Raw genomic sequence first — 17,491 nt, 5'->3', positions numbered from 1 at the left:
CGGGCACCGTGTTGTTTAGAGATCACCCATGATGCGGCCGGCAAAGCCGAACACCCGGCGATGCCCGGCGTAATCGACCAGCTCGACTTCACGGCTTTGCCCTGGCTCGAAGCGCACCGCCGTGCCCGCCGGAATATTCAGGCGCATGCCGCGACTGGCGGCGCGATCGAAGGTCAGCGCGTCGTTGGTTTCAAAAAAGTGGAAATGCGAGCCGACCTGAATCGGCCGGTCGCCGCTGTTGGCGACTTTCAGGCTGAGGGTGCGACGGCCGACGTTGAGTTCGATGTCGCCGGGCTGGATCTGGTATTGGCCAGGAATCATCGCTGGGCTCCTTGCAGGACTTTGTAATAGAGAGCGGTCGGGCGATAGGTGCCGTTGGGATCGCAGGCGTAATCGGGAATTTCGCCGGCGCGCACGTAGCCCAGCGCCTTGTAGAAATCTTCCGCCGGCGAGCCGGCCTCGGTGTCGAGATAGAGCATGCCGCGCTTGTGCTTGGGCGCTTCGAGTTCCAGCGCCTGCATCAGTTGCTGACCGAGACCGCGCCGCCGGGCGTCTTCGCGTACCAGCAGCTTCTGCACTTCGGCGCGGTTCAGACCGTTGGCCTTTTGGCACAGACCCAATTGCACACTGGCCAGCACCTGCTCGTCCTTCACCACCACCCACAGCAGCGTGCTGCCCTTGTTGATGTTGTCCTGCACCTCATCGAAATATGCGCGCGCCTGCACCTCATCGAGGTCGGCCATAAAACCGACGCTGGCGCCGTAACCGACGGCGTCGAGCAGCAGATCGATCAGGCCCTGGCGATAGTGGGCAAAGCTTTCAGCGTTGACGCGGCGCAACTGGGCGGCGTTCATCGACATCACTCCTTGTGAGTATCCGGCGGCTGTGCGCCGGGATTGAGGGTCAACTGCATGAAGGTCAGATCGAGCCAGCGGCCGAACTTGGTGCCGACTTGCGGCATCTGCCCGGTGATGCTGAAACCGGCGCGCTCGTGCAGGCGAATCGACGCGGCGTTGCCACTCTCGATGGCAGCGACCATGACGTGTTTACCGCAGGCGCGGGCGCGTTCGATCAACGCGGTCATCAGTTGCGGGCCGAGGCCGTTGCCGCGTTGATCGCTGCGCACGTACACCGAGTGTTCGACGGTGTGGCGGAAACCGTCGAACGGCCGCCAGTCGCCGAACGAGGCGTAACCCAGCACCGCGTTGTGGCTGTCGACGATCACCAGAATCGGGTACGCCTGCAACTGACGCGCGTCGAACCATGCCTGGCGATTGCCGAGGTCGACCGCTTGTTCATTCCAGATCGCCGTGGTGTTGAGCACGGCGTCGTTGTAGATGTCGCGGATCGCCGGCAGGTCGGCCCGGGTTGCATCGCGAATGGCGTAAGTCATGGCGCGGCCTCAGACGATCGGCTGGTGAACGGTGACCAGTTTGGTGCCGTCGGGGAACGTCGCCTCGACCTGGATTTCCGGGATCATCTCCGGGATGCCTTCCATCACTTGTTCGCGGCTGAGCAGGGTGGTGCCGTAGTGCATCAGCTCGGCCACGGTCTGGCCGTCGCGGGCACCCTCCAGCAGCGCGGCGGAGATGTAGGCCATGGCTTCCGGGTAGTTGAGTTTCACGCCACGGGCCAGCCGCCGCTCGGCGACGAGGCCGGCGGTGAAGATCAGCAGCTTGTCTTTTTCGCGTGGGGTCAGGTCCATGGTTCGGGTTCCATCAGGGCAGATTCGGGTGGCTCTCGAGAAGTGTGGGGTGCCAGTTGGAGCAGCCCCTCACCCTAGCCCTCTCCCGAGGGAGAGGGGACTGATCTTGGTTGTTTTCAATGGCCAATTCAGTCAGCAATATTCGTTCAGGCAGTTGCATTCATTTCAAACGACTCGGTCAGGCTCCCTCTCCCTCCGGGAGAGGGCGGGGGGTGAGGGTCGGGGTTTCAGGTGCTCCATATTCTTGGCGCGATAGCTTCGCGCCCCAGCAGCGCAGGTCTGAGCAATCGCCACAAATCGATGAGCCAGGCGCGGGCGAGCAACGCCTCACTGGCCAGGCAACGAGCCACCAGCAGTCCCGGCAATTGCGTCAGATCCCCGCGCACCTCATGCCCCAGCGAGCGGCAACGCTCCAGCAGCTCGGCGTCTATCTCACCGGTCACCAGCATCGTCGCGAACACCGGTTGCCCATCCAGCCCGATTGGCGAGTCGAGCAAACCATCGTTGCCGACAATGCGCTGCCGTTCGTGCCAGAGCAACCGACCGTCGCGGCGGATGTCCAGGTGCGCCTGAAAATGCCCGAGGTCAAAACGCTCGCCGCTGGCCGGGCGGCCCAGCGCCACCACGTCCCAGTAGAACAGCCGCGCATCGCCTTCAAGCTCGATCGTTGTGGTCAACTCGGCTTGCGCGGCGCTGTAGACGATGGTTTCCTGCGGCAGCCATTCCAGTGTCGCACCGGCAGCGACTTGCAAGTCGAGCTGTTGATACGCCGGCCCACCCGCGCGATACCACTTGGCGGCGCCGGGGCTGGTGATTTGCGCCCAGGCGTTGTGTTCGACGCGGGCCTTGATGTCCAGCCGATCACCACCGGCAATTCCGCCCGGCGGATGGACGATGATGTGCTGGCAGACTTGCGGGCCTTCGGCGTACAGATGCTTTTGCACGCGCAGCGGGCCGAGGTGGCGGCGCATGACCGGGCGCGTGCAATCGCCGAAACGCGCGTACGCCAGTTCCAGCTCGGCGTGCCAGCTCGGAGTAAACAGGGCAGGTGCAACAATCGAATTCATGGTTTGTGATTATCGTTAGGAAGCTACAGATTAGACCGGCGCGTTAGATCGTGACCAGCCCGCGTACACCCTCGGCCTCCATATTTTCACCGCGACCCTGCTGAACGATCTCGCCCCGCGACATCACCAGGTATTGATCGGCCAGTTCTGCAGCAAAGTCGTAGAACTGCTCGACCAGCAGAATCGCCATGTCACCGCGCGCCGCGAGCTGCTTGATCACCGCGCCGATTTCCTTGATCACCGACGGTTGAATGCCTTCGGTGGGCTCATCAAGAATCAGCAGGCGCGGGCGGCTGGCCAATGCCCGGCCGATCGCCAGTTGCTGTTGCTGACCACCGGACAGATCGCCGCCACGGCGCTGCTTCATTTGTAGCAGCACCGGGAACAATTCGTAGATGAAACCTGGAACTTCCTTGGCTTCTGAGCCTGGAAAGCGCGACAGGCCCATCAGCAGATTTTCTTCTACCGTCAGGCGCCCGAAGATCTCACGGCCCTGCGGCACGTAGGCGATACCGGCATGCACACGCTGATGCGGTTTGAACGTGGTGATCGGTTTGCCTTCCCAGTTCACCGCGCCTTCCTTGGCCGGCAGCAGGCCCATCAGACATTTGAGCAGAGTGGTCTTGCCCACGCCGTTACGCCCGAGCAGGCACGTGACTTCGCCGACTTTCACCTCGAAGCTGAGGCCGCGCAGGATGTGGCTACCGCCGTAGTACTGATGCAGCTTGTCGACTTGCAGCATGTTCGAATTCCTTCTGTTGCACACAGAACCCTGTGGGAGCGAGCCTGCTCGCGAATGCGGTGTGACATTCAGCATGTTCATCGCCTGATGCACCGCTTTCGCGAGCAGGCTCGCTCCCACAGGTTTTGTATTCGCAATGTTCAGCGGCCGAGGTAGACCTCGATCACGCGCTCGTTTTCCTGCACTTGCTCAAGCGAGCCCCCGGCCAGCACGCTGCCCTGATGCAGCACCGTGACGTGGTCGGCAATCGAGCCGACAAAGCCCATGTCGTGCTCGACCACCATCAACGAATGCTTGCCCGCCAGCGATTTGAACAGCTCGGCGGTGAACTCGGTTTCGGCGTCGGTCATGCCCGCCACCGGTTCGTCGAGCAGGAGCAATTGCGGGTCCTGCATCAGCAACATACCGATCTCGAGAAACTGCTTCTGGCCGTGGGACAACAGCCCGGCCTGGCGATTGATCGAGGTGGTCAGACGAATCGTCTCAAGCACTTCGCTGATGCGGTCCTTCTGTTCGCCGCTCAGGCGTGCACGCAAACTGGCCCACACCGACTTGTCGGTCTTCTGCGCCAGCTCAAGGTTTTCGAACACGCTCAAGGCTTCGAACACCGTTGGCTTCTGAAACTTGCGGCCGATGCCGGACTGGGCAATCTGCACTTCGCTCATCTGCGTCAGGTCCAGGGTTTCGCCGAACCAGGCCTTGCCGTGGCTGGGCCGGGTCTTGCCGGTGATCACGTCCATCAGCGTGGTCTTGCCCGCGCCGTTGGGGCCGATGATGCAGCGCAGTTCGCCGACGCCGATGTACAGGTTGAGATTGTTCAGCGCACGGAAGCCGTCGAAGCTGACGCTGATGTCTTCCAAAGTCAGGATCGTGCCGTGACGCGTATCGAGGCCCGGGCCGACGCGCTGGCCGAGGCCGATCGAGTCGCGGCTGGTGCCTTCGTCCTTGTTCGGTTCCACGGGGAAAAACGCCGGCTCCAGCATGAATTCAGCACTCGCTGTGACTCTCATTGCTCACCTCGTTTCTTCAGCAGACCGATCACGCCCTTGGGCAGGTACAACGTCACGACGATGAACAGCGCGCCGAGGAAGAACAGCCAGTATTCCGGGAAGGCCACGGTGAACCAGCTCTTCATGCCGTTGACCACGCCGGCACCGAGCAGCGGTCCGATCAGCGTGCCGCGCCCGCCAAGGGCGACCCACACCGCCGCTTCGATCGAGTTGGTCGGCGACATTTCGCTGGGGTTGATGATGCCGACCTGCGGCACATAAAGCGCTCCGGCCAGACCGCACAGCACCGCACTCAGCACCCAGACGAACAGCTTGAAACCGCGCGGGTCGTAGCCGCAGAACATCAAACGGTTTTCCGCATCGCGCAACGCCGTCAGCACCCGACCGAACTTGCTCTGCGCCAGGCGCCAGCCGATGAACAGGCTCGCCACCAGCAGCAACACCGTGGCCAGAAACAGCACCGCGCGAGTGCCCGGTTCGGTGATGCCGAAACCGAGGATCGTGCGGAAATTGGTGAAGCCGTTGTTGCCACCGAAACCGGTTTCGTTGCGGAAAAACAGGAGCATGCCGGCGAAGGTCAGGGCCTGGGTCATGATCGAGAAATACACGCCTTTGATCCGCGAACGGAAGGCGAAGAAGCCGAACACCAGCGCCAGCAACCCCGGCGCCAGCACCACCAGACACATGGCCCAGAGGAAGCTGCTGGTGCCGGTCCAGTACCACGGCAATTCGCTCCACGACAGGAAAGTCATGAACGCTGGCAAGCCATCGCCGGCCGCCTGACGCATCAGGTACATGCCCATCGCGTACCCGCCGAGGGCGAAGAACAGGCCGTGGCCCAGCGAAAGCAGGCCGGCATAGCCCCAGACCAGATCCAGCGCCAGAGCGACGATGGCGTAGCAGAGGATTTTGCCGACCAGGGTCAGCGTGTAGGCCGAGACGTGCAGGGCATTGTCTGGCGCGAGCAGTGACAGCAGCGGCAGAACGATCAGCAGCGCGAGGATCACCCCGCCGACCGCGAGCGTGACTTTCGGCCCGGCCTTTTGTGTGGCCGTGACTAACAGAGGCTGGTTCATCAGTCGATCACCCGTCCTTTCAGTGCGAAGAGGCCTTGCGGACGTTTCTGAATGAACAGAATGATCAGCGCGAGGATCAGGATCTTGCCGAGCACCGCACCGATCTGCGGTTCGAGAATCTTGTTGGCGATCCCTAAGCCAAATGCGGCGAGCACGCTACCGGCCAGTTGGCCGACGCCGCCGAGCACCACCACCAGGAACGAGTCGATGATGTAGCTCTGGCCAAGGTCGGGACCGACGTTGCCGATCTGGCTCAGCGCCACGCCGCCCAAGCCGGCGATGCCCGAGCCGAGGCCGAAGGCGAGCATGTCCACGCGCCCGGTCGGCACGCCGCAGCAGGCGGCCATGTTGCGGTTCTGAGTGACGGCGCGGACGTTGAGGCCGAGGCGGGTTTTGTTCAGCAACAGCCAGGTCAGCACCACCACGAACAATGCGAAAGCGATGATGACGATGCGGTTGTACGGCAGCACCAGATTGGGCAGCACTTGGATGCCGCCGGACAACCACGCCGGGTTGGCGACTTCAACGTTCTGCGCGCCGAACAACAAACGCACAAGCTGGATCAGCATCAGGCTGATGCCCCAGGTCGCGAGCAGGGTTTCCAGTGGCCGACCGTAAAGGTGGCGGATGACTGTGCGCTCCAGGGCCATGCCGATGGCGGCGGTGACGAAAAACGCTACCGGCAGCGCGATCAGCGGATAAAACTCGATGGCTTGCGGCGCGTAACGCTGGAACATCAACTGCACCACGTAGGTCGAGTAGGCGCCGAGCATCAGCATCTCGCCGTGCGCCATGTTGATCACCCCGAGCAGGCCGAAGGTGATCGCCAGGCCGAGGGCCGCGAGCAGCAGAATCGAGCCCAGCGACATGCCGCTGAAGGCCTGGCCGAGCACTTCGCCGATCAGCAGCTTGCGCTTGACCTGAGCGAGGCTGGTTTCGGCGGCGGTGCGCACGCCGGCATCGCTTTCCACCCCGGGCTCGAGCAGGCCTTCGAGGCGTGTGCGTGCCAGCGGGTCGCCGGTTTCACCGAGCAGACGTACCGCCGCGAGGCGCACCGCCGGGTCGCTGTCGACCAGTTGCAGATTGGCCAGCGCCAGGCTCAAGGCGGCATGCACGCTTTGATCTTTTTCCCCAGCGAGTTGCCGGTCGAGAAATTTCAGCTGCGCGGGTTTCGCGCTTTTCTGCAATTGCTGCGCGGCGCCCAGACGGATCTTGCTGTCAGCGGCGAGCAATTGATGGCTGGCCATTGCGGTGTCGATCAGACCCCGCAGGCGATTGTTCAGGCGCAGGGTTTTCGCTTGGCCGTCGATCGTCAGTTCGCCTTGTTGCAGGGCGTTGAGCAATTCGATACGCGCCGGATCGGGCTGCGCGGCCCAGGCTTCCAGCAGTTTGGCCTGTTGCATCGGGTTAGCCGCGACAAAGTCTTCGGCGTCGCCGGCGTGGGCCAGGAGTGGCAGCAACAGTGCTATGGCGAGAAGTACGCGGTGTATGGCAGTGGGCATTAGTGGTGTCCTGTTCAACCGCCCCCTCACCCTAACCCTCTCCCGGAGGGAGAGGGGACTGACCGAGGTGTCTGGACGATGTGCTGCGACCTGCGAACTCGAGTCGAACTCAGGGTCTGAAGAGCATGAAGATCGGCTCCCTTTCCCCCTCTCCCTGAGGGAGAGGGCTGGGGTGAGGGGGAAGTCTCATGCTCGCCTCAAAAACTGAATTCGCCTCAGTTGCTCTTCACCGCATAATCCGGCTTCTTGTCGTTGCCCTGAATGAACGGGCTCCATGGTTGCGCGCGGATCGGGCCTTCGGTCTGCCACACGACGTTGAACTGCCCGTCGCTCTGGATTTCGCCGATCATCACGGGCTTGTGCAGGTGGTGATTGGTCTTGTCCATGGTCAACGTGTAACCGGACGGCGCAGCAAAGGTCTGCCCGGCCAGTGCTTCACGAACCTTGTCGACGTCAGTGGATTTGGCTTTCTCGACCGCCTGCGCCCACATGTGGATGCCGACGTAGGTGGCTTCCATCGGGTCGTTGGTCACGGCTTTATCGGCACCCGGCAGGTTGTGTTTCTTCGCATAGGCTTTCCAGTCCGCGACGAATTTCTTGTTCGCAGGATTCTCCACCGACTCGAAGTAGTTCCACGCCGCGAGGTTGCCCACCAGCGGTTTGGTGTCGATGCCGCGCAGTTCTTCTTCGCCGACCGAGAACGCCACCACCGGTACGTCGGTGGCTTTCAGGCCCTGGTTGGCCAGCTCTTTATAGAACGGCACGTTGGAGTCGCCGTTGACGGTGGAAATGACGGCAGTCTTGCCGCCGGCGGAGAATTTTTTGATGTTGGCAACGATGGTCTGGTAATCGCTGTGACCGAACGGCGTGTAGACCTCTTCGATGTCTTTGTCGGCCACGCCTTTGGAATGCAGGAACGCGCGCAGGATCTTGTTGGTGGTGCGCGGGTAGACGTAGTCGGTGCCGAGCAGGAAGTAGCGCTTGGCGCTGCCGCCTTCTTCGCTCATCAGGTATTCAACGGCGGGGATCGCTTGCTGGTTCGGCGCGGCGCCGGTGTAGAAGACGTTCGGCGACATCTCTTCGCCTTCGTACTGCACCGGGTAGAACAGCAGACCGTTGAGCTCTTCGAACACCGGCAGTACCGATTTGCGCGACACCGACGTCCAGCAACCGAACACCACCGCGACCTTGTCCTGGGTCAGCAGCTGCCGGCCTTTTTCGGCGAACAGCGGCCAGTTCGATGCAGGGTCAACGACGACAGGTTCAAGCATCTTGCCGTTCACACCGCCCTTGGCGTTGATCTCGTCGATGGTCATCAGTGCCATGTCCTTGAGCGACGTTTCGGAGATCGCCATGGTCCCGGACAACGAATGCAGAATCCCGACCTTGATGGTCTCGGCGGCCTGGACAGTCCAGGTCATGCCCATCGCGGCAATGGATGCCGTGAGTGTGAAAGCCTTGATCAAACTGCGACGCTTCATTGTGCGATCTCCATGAACATTCGATTTTTTCTGGTTGGCAGATGCGGACGACTGAAGCTGTGTTTTGCAAAGGCTGTGCCCGGTCGCGTTCAGGCAAGAAAATGTCGTGCCAGAGCGCTTGCGTGCTGAATGCGTGCACCAGGAGGGGACGGCAGGCGGCCGATGGTGCGTCGAGTTGCGCCAGATTGGGGCGCCCGCTGGCACTCAGATGCGGATACAAAAGCGATAACCCTGTACCACAGCTCGAGAAAACCGACGGGCCACACTCAGTTGCTCATCCGATTCTCAGCGCAGGTTTTTATGAGTCATGTCTCAGGCCGATCCGGTCGTACCGCAAGTTCTTCAGCAACGTTCAAGCTGCCCCCACTGAGCCCGGCTTTTCTGACTGAAGAAGACGCCGCCTATTGGGTGCACACACGAATTCCACTCAACCCGGACAAAGAGTACGGCAGCGTGATCCTGCTGCGACCGGACGGGAAATTCCTCGCCACCTCTCCCATCGCAGGTGAAGCCACGCGCTTCGACTTCGGCACGATTGTGCAGACCGATGCCCTTGGCGGCATGCTCCATCCGCTGGGCTACCGATGTATCGCCAGCGTACACAGCCATCCGCCGATACATGACCAGTTCCGCAATGGCAATCGGCGTCAGGATGAAACCCTGCTCAGGCTGTTCATGAGCTTCTATTCAGGCGGCGATTTCATTGGCGATGTGTCGGCGCGGGATTTTTTCCGCAGCGCTTACCTTTCAGGCCCGGATGGCAGCTTGCTCAAATACGTCTCGAGCGGCTCGCCCGAGGAACGCGACTACTTCCGCTGGCAGCAATCCGGCGGGCCGGCCGGGCACCCGGCGGGGGCCTATGACGTGATGGCGGTGATCAACAAGCTGGCGACCGTGGGTGAACTCAAAGTCATTGTTTCGAATGCCGACTGGGGCTACTCGGTGGGGCGCGTACCTGCGGACTGGAAGGCCGGCGCGTCGTTCTCCACGGGTGTGGTCACCGAACTGCCGCTGATGACCCGGGTATGCGTCAATGCCGAACGCGCCGTGCTGGCCGCGTTGAAATCCAGAGGCGCGCACGCAGCGGGTCTGCTGTTGAAGAAGTTGACTGGCGAGGAGTATGTCGCCACCCATGCGCGCCCGGCCGGACTGGCTGCATGGGATCCTGAGCGAATATTTCCGGTTGATGCCCAAGGGCAATTGCAGCTGCCGAGGGGTTATTTGCTGGAGGGCTTCTACTTCGCCTCGCGGCCCGACCCTGCGCAGTTTCCACCTGGCCAGCCGTGGCTCTACGAGAACTTCTTCACGCCCCGGGAGATCGCCGTCGCTATCGAAGCGAATGCCCGCAGCAAACATCTGGCGAAAGCAGGGCATGCGTTGTCGCTATACATGCGGGCGCAGGATCATGCGATGTTGAAGTACCGCTTCAGCGGCGATTCGATCGAAGCGGCACTGAGCGTTACGCAGTCGGACGGCACGGTCGGTGACAATGGTCTGCAGGCAAGGCTGTTGGCCGGCACACTGGATACCCGCGCATTTGTCTCGATGCTGGTACTGGCTGGCACCCTGGAGGTCGTGCGCGGCAGTGCGCTGTGGGCGCATCTGGGGCCGGTGGATCTGCAATGGCAACCCTTCGCGAACTTCCCCTGGCCGCGATTGAGCGACGCTTTTCTGTGCGCCGATGATGCCGCTCGTCATGCCCATGAACTCGCCGGCCTGCGCCGTGACAAACCGTACGCCGGGTATGTTTTTCAGCGCAGCGACAAGCGTTTCGTGGTGACCGAACCGTTGCCGGGAGATATCGACACGCTCAGTCAGGGCAGGCTTTATCCGATGGACAATCATGGGCGTCCGGTCTTTCCCGACGACCATGCGCTGCACGCCCGTTACGTCTCACACACGGCGCTGTCACAACTGTTGCCGGTGGATACGGAGCTTTTTGGCTGGGCGTATCAGGAAGCGGCTGTGAGCTTGCAGATGTTGAGTGTGGCGGAGGTCAGGCAAGTCCTGCTCGACGAGATTGCCTTGTATGTCAGCGCGGCGCCGGACAGTCTCGTCAGGTATGAGGTCATCGGATCTGCGGGCTCCACGGAATTGGCTCGGCGCCTGGGCACGCGCCAGCATCCGGGCGCCCTGGCGCTGGAACTGGACAGCGGCCGTAAACGCCCGCAGGACTTCATACGTGAACAGGCAGCGGCCGGACGTTTAACGGTTCTGATCGATAATGAACTGTGGGGCTATCGCGGGCGGGTGCCGGCTACCTGGTCGCTGCGCACCACGCCCGCGCCTTTGCCCGTGCCGCAGTTGCCGGTGGTGCAACTGCCGCCGCTTCTGTATCCCCAGCCGGACAGAGACAAGCCGATCCTGCCCAAACCCACGCCACTCCCGCAGCCGCAAATACCGTTGCCGCCGCTGACGTTGCCGTTGCCCTGGAAACGCCTGGAAGGTGTGGCATTCGGCGCGATTTTTCCCTCGGCGGATGAGGCTGCACGGGATCGATGCATGGGGGACTTTCGTCCACAGGGCGAAACGCGCGCGTACTTCGGCTTCATTCTCAGGCACAAGAGCCGGCCAGAGTATGTGGCTACCGAGCTGGTGCCCGTCAGTGATCAAGGCAAAAATCTGTTCAGGCTCGATTCGGTTTTCGCCGACCTGCCCTCAGAGCCCTGGCATGCGTTGCCCGAGGGCTTCGAACTGCACGGCAATTTTTATGCGTCGCAACGAGCCGGTGATCCGACGAAAAGCCCGGATGAATGGCTGGCGCATTACTTCATCTCGCCGGACCACCTGACAGCCTCGATGTATTACGGCGGCCGGCGCCCGGTCATGGTGCCGGACGTGCCCGCAGCGCTTTATATCGCCGTGCGCGATGGTGCTTTGCTCAAATATGTGTGGAGCAAGTCCAGCAAACTGTTTCATGACGCCTCGTCCCAGCGCACGCTTGAACAGATCAAAAGCGATCTGGCCGCTGGAGTCCGCCGACCGACCGACTTTATCCATGAGGTCGCCAGCAGCGGCGAGCTGTCCGTCATGCGCACCGGTCTGTGCTGGGACCGAGCGGGGCTGGTGCCAGCCACCTGGCAACCGTACGCAAATCTCGAACGGCGCCGGCTCGGTCCGGTTTTTCTGACGGCTGACGACGCGGCCGTCCACGCCAGGACACTCGTGCCTCTGGTGACCGACAGGGTGCATGGCGGGCTGATTCTGGAGACGGTCGACAAGCGCTACGTTGCCACAGTGCCTGTTGAAGTCAGCCATGAGGATTTTGATTTCACCGATATCTGCCCTGAGGAAAGTCGCGCAGCCGGATTGTTTCCTGCGGGTTGTCGCATCGCAGCGCGATACCGATCGCGCGTTGCCCAAGAGGTATCGTTGGTCTTGGCGCCTGTGCAAAGGCAGGTGTACCAGAACGTGTTTTCGGTCGAGGTGCTGGAGTCGGCGTTCAACAAACGCGGCATCAAAGAGGAATACCGGGTGGCGGCGGACGGTTCGCTGATTCGCTATACACCCGCCCCACGGGATGAATACCTGTTCTGTCCGGATGGCGCGGTGATTGGCTATCGGCCGCAAGCCGAACTGCTTTCGCAGCTGCTTGATCAGGGCGAGCGGCTGTCCGTCGTCGATGCAAAAGCGATAAGACAGCGCTTGCGCAATCGGCAATTGAAACCCGTCGAATGGGTGAACGAGCTGGCCAGGGCCGGACGTCTGTGGGTGGTCGCCGCAAGCGCGATCTGGGGGCAACCGCGCCAGATTATCCAGTGGGCACCATACTCCGGGGATCTGTTGCCGGCCGCCGATTATGACAAGGCGTTGAGCAGCCCGGTCGGCAGCCCGCTGTTCATCCAGGCAGACGCTGCCGCGCGGTACGCTCATCAACTGTCGTTGAGCAGGGATACGCAGACCTTCGGCTACGTTTTGAACGGCCCGGAGGGTCTGTTCGTGTCCACTCTGCCAGTTGCGGTGCAGCGTTCGGGGTTGGCGCTGGATCGGGTTTTCGAACAGGGCAAGCTGCCGCCAGGCTGCAGTCTGAGCGCCATTTATTTGCGAGCAGCGCTGCCACCGCTGGGCGCGCGGGCGGACGATATGCGGCACTTTTTTCTGCTGCCCAACGATGTCCAGGCAGCCTGCGCATGGGCCAACACGCCCCAGGGGTACCGGCCGATCTACTTCTCCTGCGCCGATGGCGCGTTGTTGAAATTGCAACTGCATGCATTCGAGCCCGGCACTTTCTACGATGAGTTCGGGCAAGTGCAACTGCGCCCCAATGCCTTTGTGTCGAAGGTGGAAGCGGCGGTCGATGAGCGGGGCATTGCCAGCGGTACGTTCAGATTTGTCGACTATGTCCAACGGATGGCTCATGCCGGTCGACTTGAGGTAATTGAAACGAGTGAATACTGGTCGCGGCATGGTCAGGTGGATGAACACTGGCAGCCACGGCTGACCGAGGTGTCCAGTGAGCAACGCTGGCGCGAGCATCCGGCGCCAGCGCTGGGACCTGTCTTTCATCATCCCGATGATGCCGCCTGCCATGTTCATGGGCGGGTAGCCGGCCAGGCGGTAATAGGCACCGGTTATGAGAGTGCGATTCTGGCGAACCCGTCCAGCCGTCGCTTCGTTCCGCTTGAGCCGATCGTGTATTTGGCCAACGAGGACAATCCGCTGTTGCGCATACTGCGTACCGTCGCGGATCCGGCTGTCAGTTGGCGCGATCCGGCGCCGCGTTATCCCGAGGGTTACTCGGTGATGGCCACCCATCAATTGCATGTCTCGGGCAACACCACGCTGGCGGCGGACGTGGATCAGGTCTATGCCAATTACGCTGCGCCTTCGCTGGTGCATGCGCACACCCATGCACCCACGGAAAAAGGCCTGCATATCCTGCACTACTACTATTCAACACCGCACGATGTGCTGCTCAAGTACACACCCATCTATTCAAGGGCGGAAAGAGATCTGTTGCTGACCCGCTCAGCCACTTTCGAGGGCGGACGCTGGATCAGCCGGCTGAGCCCTGGAGAGTTTCTTTCGCGGCTTATGGCGCTGGGTGAGTTGCGGGTGCTGATCGGCGGTTATTACTGGCGCCAGACCGGCCGCATGAACACTACCTGGCGAAGCCGACGTCAGCAGTCCCCGACACCCGGAACCGTGCGCTTGCGCGACGAGTTGTAAATGAAATGAATGAACAGGCGCGGGCCGCCGCAACGGCCCGCGCCCGTCACATCAACGCTGCACCTGCGCGGCGCGCTGGCCAAGTCGGGGCACGAGAAACCGGTCGAGCAACCAGACCACCACCAGCGACGCCCCCACCAGTGGAAACACCACCGCCAGCACCAGCATGATCGCCACGCCGGTTTTCCACTTCGGCAGGTCATGGCGCAGCGGCGGCACACCGAATTTGCCTTCAGGCCGACGCTTCCACCAGATCACCACGCCGCTGACGGCGCTGAGCAGAATCATCAGGCAGATCAGCAGCACGACAATCTGGTTGAAGGTGCCGAACATCTTGCCTTCGTGCAGCATCACGCCGATTTCCGTGGCGCGCGCGACGGTGCCGTAGTGCTCGAAGCGGACATCGGCGAGGACCTTGCCGGTGTACTGATCGACGTGCAGGGTGGCGTCGTTGCGCGGGTCATCAGCGAACACGGCAATGGTGAACACGCCGGTGGCGGTGGTCGGCAGGGTGATGCTGTAGCCGGGTTCAACCTTGCGTTCACTGGCGATGTTCTGCACGTCCTGCAGGCTGATCGCGGGTGCTGCGGGGCCGGCATGGGCATTGCCGTGATTCATGTGTTCGGCGTGGTCGCCGGACATCGGCATCGGCGTATTTTCCATCGCCCATGGCACGGTCTGGCGGGTGGCGCTGTTGAGGCTGCGTGCCTCGATGTCGGAGGTCGGCACGTTGTCCCACATCGCTGCCGGAAACACGTTCCACACCTGCGCGTATTGCTTGCCCCAGAAACCGGTCCAGGTCATGCCACTGAGCAACATCACCAACAGCAATGTCGCGCCCCAGAAACCGGTGACGGCATGCAGATCGCGCCACAACACTCGACCGCGGCTGTTCAAACGCGGCCATAGAATGCCCGCCGCCTGACCACGCGGCCACCACAGGAACAGCCCCGAGACCACCAGCACCACGCCCCAGCCAGCGGCCATTTCGATCAGGCGATCGCCGACTGTGCCGATCATCAATTCGCCGTGGATCGCACGGGCGATGGCTTGCAGGTTCTGCTTGGCATCCTGCTCGCCGAGGATGTCACCGTGGTACGGATCGACGAACACGTTGAGTTCATGACCGGCGTTCTTCACCACGAATTGCGCGCTGCGCTCAGCATTCAACGGCGGCAGATACTGAGTGACCTGGCCTTGTGGGTAAGCGCTTTTCACCCGTTGCAGCAAGTCATCGGCCGGCACCGTGTGGTGCCCGGCCGGCACTTCGAGCAGGCTGCTGTACATCAGCGAATCGAGCTGCGGTTTGAACAGATAAATGATCCCGGTCAGGGCCAGCATCACCATGAACGGCGCGACGAACAGCCCGGCATAGAAATGCCAGCGCCAGGCCAGGTTGTAGAAATTGGGTTGAGGCTTTTGCATCACGTGTGCTCCGCTGGGCTTGGTTCTTTTCGTTGTTTGTTTACCTGTGGGAGCGAGCCTGCTCGCGAAGCGGTTGTTCAGTCGATATCAATGCCGACCGTGGCGCCGTCTTCGCGAGCAGGCTCGCTCCCACATGGGTGGGTGTCAGAAACTCATATCCACTTTGGTCCAGAGCGTGCGCCCCGGTTCATTGAGCGCTTGCGGGTCGTTGGCCGGATAGCCGAAGCCGGCATTGCCGGCCAGATTCAGGTGTTCGGCGTAGGCTTTGCCGAACAGGTTGTCGACGCCGCTGCTGACTTTCCAGTGCTGGTTAATGCGGTACGCGCCGTTGAGCGAGAACACGCCGAAGCCCGAGCTCTGGGCGTAATCCTTGCCGACCACGTTGCCCTTGTTCGCGTCGATGCGGTGCTGCGCGGCGACCACTCGCCACAATGCGCCGGCGCTCCACTTGGCCTCGCTGTAGGTCAGGCCGAAGCGCGCATCCAGCGGCGGCATCTGCGGTAATGCCGAGCCGTCGCTGCTGTTCTTGCCCCAGGCATAGGCCAGGGTCGCATCGGCTTTCCAGTTGTCGGTCAGGTTGTAGGCAGCTCCGAGTTCGCCACCCATGATCCGCGCGTCGATGTTCTCGGCGCGCGAGGTGCTCATGCCCATCATTCCCGGCGTGTAGTCGAACAGGATGTAATCGCGTACCACACCGATGTAACCCGAGGCCCAGGCTTCGAGGTCGGCGCTCTTGTAGTTCACGCCGAAGTCGAACTGCGTGGTCTTTTCCGGTTTGATCGAGTCGAACGCGTTGACCGATCCTGCCGGGCCGGACTTGGGCGAAAACAACTCCCAGTAATCCGGGAAGCGTTGCGCGTGGCCGAGGCCTGCATAAAGCGTGGTCGGGCTATCGGCGAGGTCATGCTCGTAACGGATGAAGCCGCTGGGCAGGGTGTCGGCGCGGGTGTCGTCGGCGGTCGGGTTGGGGCGGGACATCATCCCCGACCCTGTGGTTTGCCGGTAATCCTTGGCCGAGGCGCGATCGACCCGAGCGCCAGTGATCAAGCGATCACGCTCGGTGGCGTACCAGGTCATTTCGCTGAACACGCCGTAGTTATGGAAATCGGCGTCCTTGCTGTACGGCACGTCCTTGTAGGTATCGATGCCCATTGAGCTGCGCTGACGGTGCTCGTTGGTCTGTGCGTCGAGGCCGGTGATCAGCTGAACATCAGCCCAGCGCCAGGTTGCTTTGATCCGTGCACCGAGGGTACGTCGGTCGACGTTGGACGCCATTGGTCCCGCCATCATGCCGGTGCCGGACGGGGTGCGCAGGGTGTAGTTGTCCATCACATGGTCGGCGTAGTTGTAGTAGACCTGCGCTTCCAGTTTTTCCAGCACCTCGCTGATGTTGGATTTTTCCAAGCGCAGACCGAGGCTCTCGCGCAGGAATTGCGAACCGTCCATGCCGCGCCCGGCATACCGTGCCTGGCCATCGCCCTTGCCGGCGGTGAGTTCGATCAGGGTGTCGGCATCCGGCGTCCAGCCCAGTGCGATATCGCCGTTCCACTTGTCGTAACGCGAGGCGACGATGTCGTTGTTGCCGTCGCGATAGTCATCGGAATGCGCAGTGTTGCCGATCACCCGCACGTAACCCAGAGGACCGCCGGCAGCGGCGTCGACAACCTTGTCGAAACGTCCATGCGAGCCAGCCAGGAGGCTGGCGTTGACGCGCGTGCCGAGTTCGCCGAAGTTCTCCGGCTCACGGTCGAACAGCACCGTACCGGCCGATGCGCCGGGACCCCAAAGCACGGTTTGCGGGCCTTTGATCACGGTGAGTTTGTCGTAGGTTTCCGGCGAAATGTACGAGGTCGGCGCGTCCATCCGGCCAGGGCAGGCGCCGAGCATCATGCTGCCGTTGGTGAGGATGTTCAGGCGCGAACCAAACATGCCGCGTAGCACCGGATCGCCGTTGGTGCCGCCATTGCGCACCAGAGCGAAGCCGGGAATGGTCTTCAGGTAATCGCCGCCGTCACTGGCCGGCACCGGTTGGCGCGGATCCTTGGGGTTAGTGACGATCGTCAGTGGCGAGCTCGGGGCGATGGCAGTGATCACCGTCGGGCTCAGTTCATGTTCATGGCCGGCGTGAGCGTCGGCCAGCGCCAGCGGTGTCAGCAGTACGCCGCAAAGGACGGCAATAGCGTGCCTGCAACGAATCCGCGATTCGTTCAGGGCAAAGTGCGCGCGGGCAGATTCCGCGCAGGGGACAGCAGTAAACCTGGACATGACAATTTCCATCGAACAGTCGTAAACACCACGGTCGGCAGCCTGGCGC

General features: G+C 62.0%; 13 protein-coding genes. 1 reads left to right on the top strand and 12 read right to left on the bottom strand.

Going from position 1 to position 17,491, the window contains the following annotated elements:
• Positions 1–15 precede the first annotated feature (15 nt).
• From ACV8MC_RS03740 to urtA, 10 genes are all read right to left on the bottom strand, one after another.
• The gene (locus tag ACV8MC_RS03740) at positions 16–321 is read right to left on the bottom strand and encodes an urease subunit beta (protein WP_095180936.1); all 306 of its coding nucleotides are present in this window, start codon (positions 319–321) and stop codon (positions 16–18) included.
• Positions 318–854 carry a GNAT family N-acetyltransferase gene (locus ACV8MC_RS03735; RefSeq protein ID WP_236169796.1) on the bottom strand — a complete coding sequence of 179 codons (537 nt, stop codon included), beginning with the start codon at positions 852–854 and terminating at the stop codon, positions 318–320. The genes ACV8MC_RS03740 and ACV8MC_RS03735 overlap by 4 nt, the downstream gene beginning before the upstream one ends.
• A gap of 5 nt (positions 855–859) precedes the next feature.
• Positions 860–1,393 (bottom strand): GNAT family N-acetyltransferase, encoded by a 534-nt coding sequence (locus ACV8MC_RS03730; RefSeq protein ID WP_150638237.1) that lies wholly within the window; start codon positions 1,391–1,393, stop codon positions 860–862.
• A gap of 9 nt (positions 1,394–1,402) precedes the next feature.
• Entirely contained in the window at positions 1,403–1,705 is a 303-nt protein-coding gene (gene ureA, locus ACV8MC_RS03725; RefSeq protein ID WP_003221215.1) for an urease subunit gamma, read from the bottom strand.
• 227 nt (positions 1,706–1,932) lie between these two features.
• The gene (locus tag ACV8MC_RS03720) at positions 1,933–2,772 is read right to left on the bottom strand and encodes an urease accessory protein UreD (protein ID WP_236169797.1); all 840 of its coding nucleotides are present in this window, start codon (positions 2,770–2,772) and stop codon (positions 1,933–1,935) included.
• A gap of 43 nt (positions 2,773–2,815) precedes the next feature.
• Positions 2,816–3,514: an urea ABC transporter ATP-binding subunit UrtE gene (gene urtE, locus ACV8MC_RS03715; RefSeq protein ID WP_150741644.1), complete on the bottom strand. Its 699-nt coding sequence runs from the start codon at positions 3,512–3,514 to the stop codon at positions 2,816–2,818.
• A 140-nt stretch (positions 3,515–3,654) separates the two neighbouring features.
• The gene (gene urtD, locus ACV8MC_RS03710) at positions 3,655–4,524 is read right to left on the bottom strand and encodes an urea ABC transporter ATP-binding protein UrtD (RefSeq protein ID WP_457264508.1); all 870 of its coding nucleotides are present in this window, start codon (positions 4,522–4,524) and stop codon (positions 3,655–3,657) included.
• Positions 4,521–5,600, bottom strand: coding sequence for an urea ABC transporter permease subunit UrtC (urtC, locus tag ACV8MC_RS03705; protein ID WP_041480690.1), 1,080 nt, complete (start codon positions 5,598–5,600; stop codon positions 4,521–4,523). The genes urtD and urtC overlap by 4 nt, the downstream gene beginning before the upstream one ends.
• Positions 5,600–7,102: an urea ABC transporter permease subunit UrtB gene (gene urtB, locus ACV8MC_RS03700; protein ID WP_252868721.1), complete on the bottom strand. Its 1,503-nt coding sequence runs from the start codon at positions 7,100–7,102 to the stop codon at positions 5,600–5,602. The genes urtC and urtB overlap by 1 nt, the downstream gene beginning before the upstream one ends.
• A gap of 215 nt (positions 7,103–7,317) precedes the next feature.
• Positions 7,318–8,583, bottom strand: coding sequence for an urea ABC transporter substrate-binding protein (gene urtA, locus ACV8MC_RS03695; protein ID WP_056787644.1), 1,266 nt, complete (start codon positions 8,581–8,583; stop codon positions 7,318–7,320).
• A gap of 300 nt (positions 8,584–8,883) precedes the next feature.
• On the opposite strand from urtA, the gene ACV8MC_RS03690 reads away from it, so the two are divergent.
• A complete protein-coding gene (locus ACV8MC_RS03690) occupies positions 8,884–13,752 on the top strand; it encodes a DUF4329 domain-containing protein (RefSeq protein ID WP_457264505.1) in 4,869 nt (1,622 codons plus the stop codon).
• A 51-nt stretch (positions 13,753–13,803) separates the two neighbouring features.
• Here ACV8MC_RS03690 and ACV8MC_RS03685 read toward each other — a convergent pair whose 3' ends face one another.
• Positions 13,804–15,177: a PepSY-associated TM helix domain-containing protein gene (locus ACV8MC_RS03685; RefSeq protein WP_406228154.1), complete on the bottom strand. Its 1,374-nt coding sequence runs from the start codon at positions 15,175–15,177 to the stop codon at positions 13,804–13,806.
• Positions 15,178–15,321: 144 nt separating this feature from the next.
• The gene (locus ACV8MC_RS03680) at positions 15,322–17,442 is read right to left on the bottom strand and encodes a TonB-dependent copper receptor (RefSeq protein WP_406228155.1); all 2,121 of its coding nucleotides are present in this window, start codon (positions 17,440–17,442) and stop codon (positions 15,322–15,324) included.
• Between the last annotated feature and the right edge of the window lie 49 nt (positions 17,443–17,491).

The organism is Pseudomonas sp. PK-RTE-24 (assembly GCF_054052265.1).
Note: the sequence above shows the minus strand (reverse complement) of the source record. Positions and strands in the feature narration are given on the sequence as shown.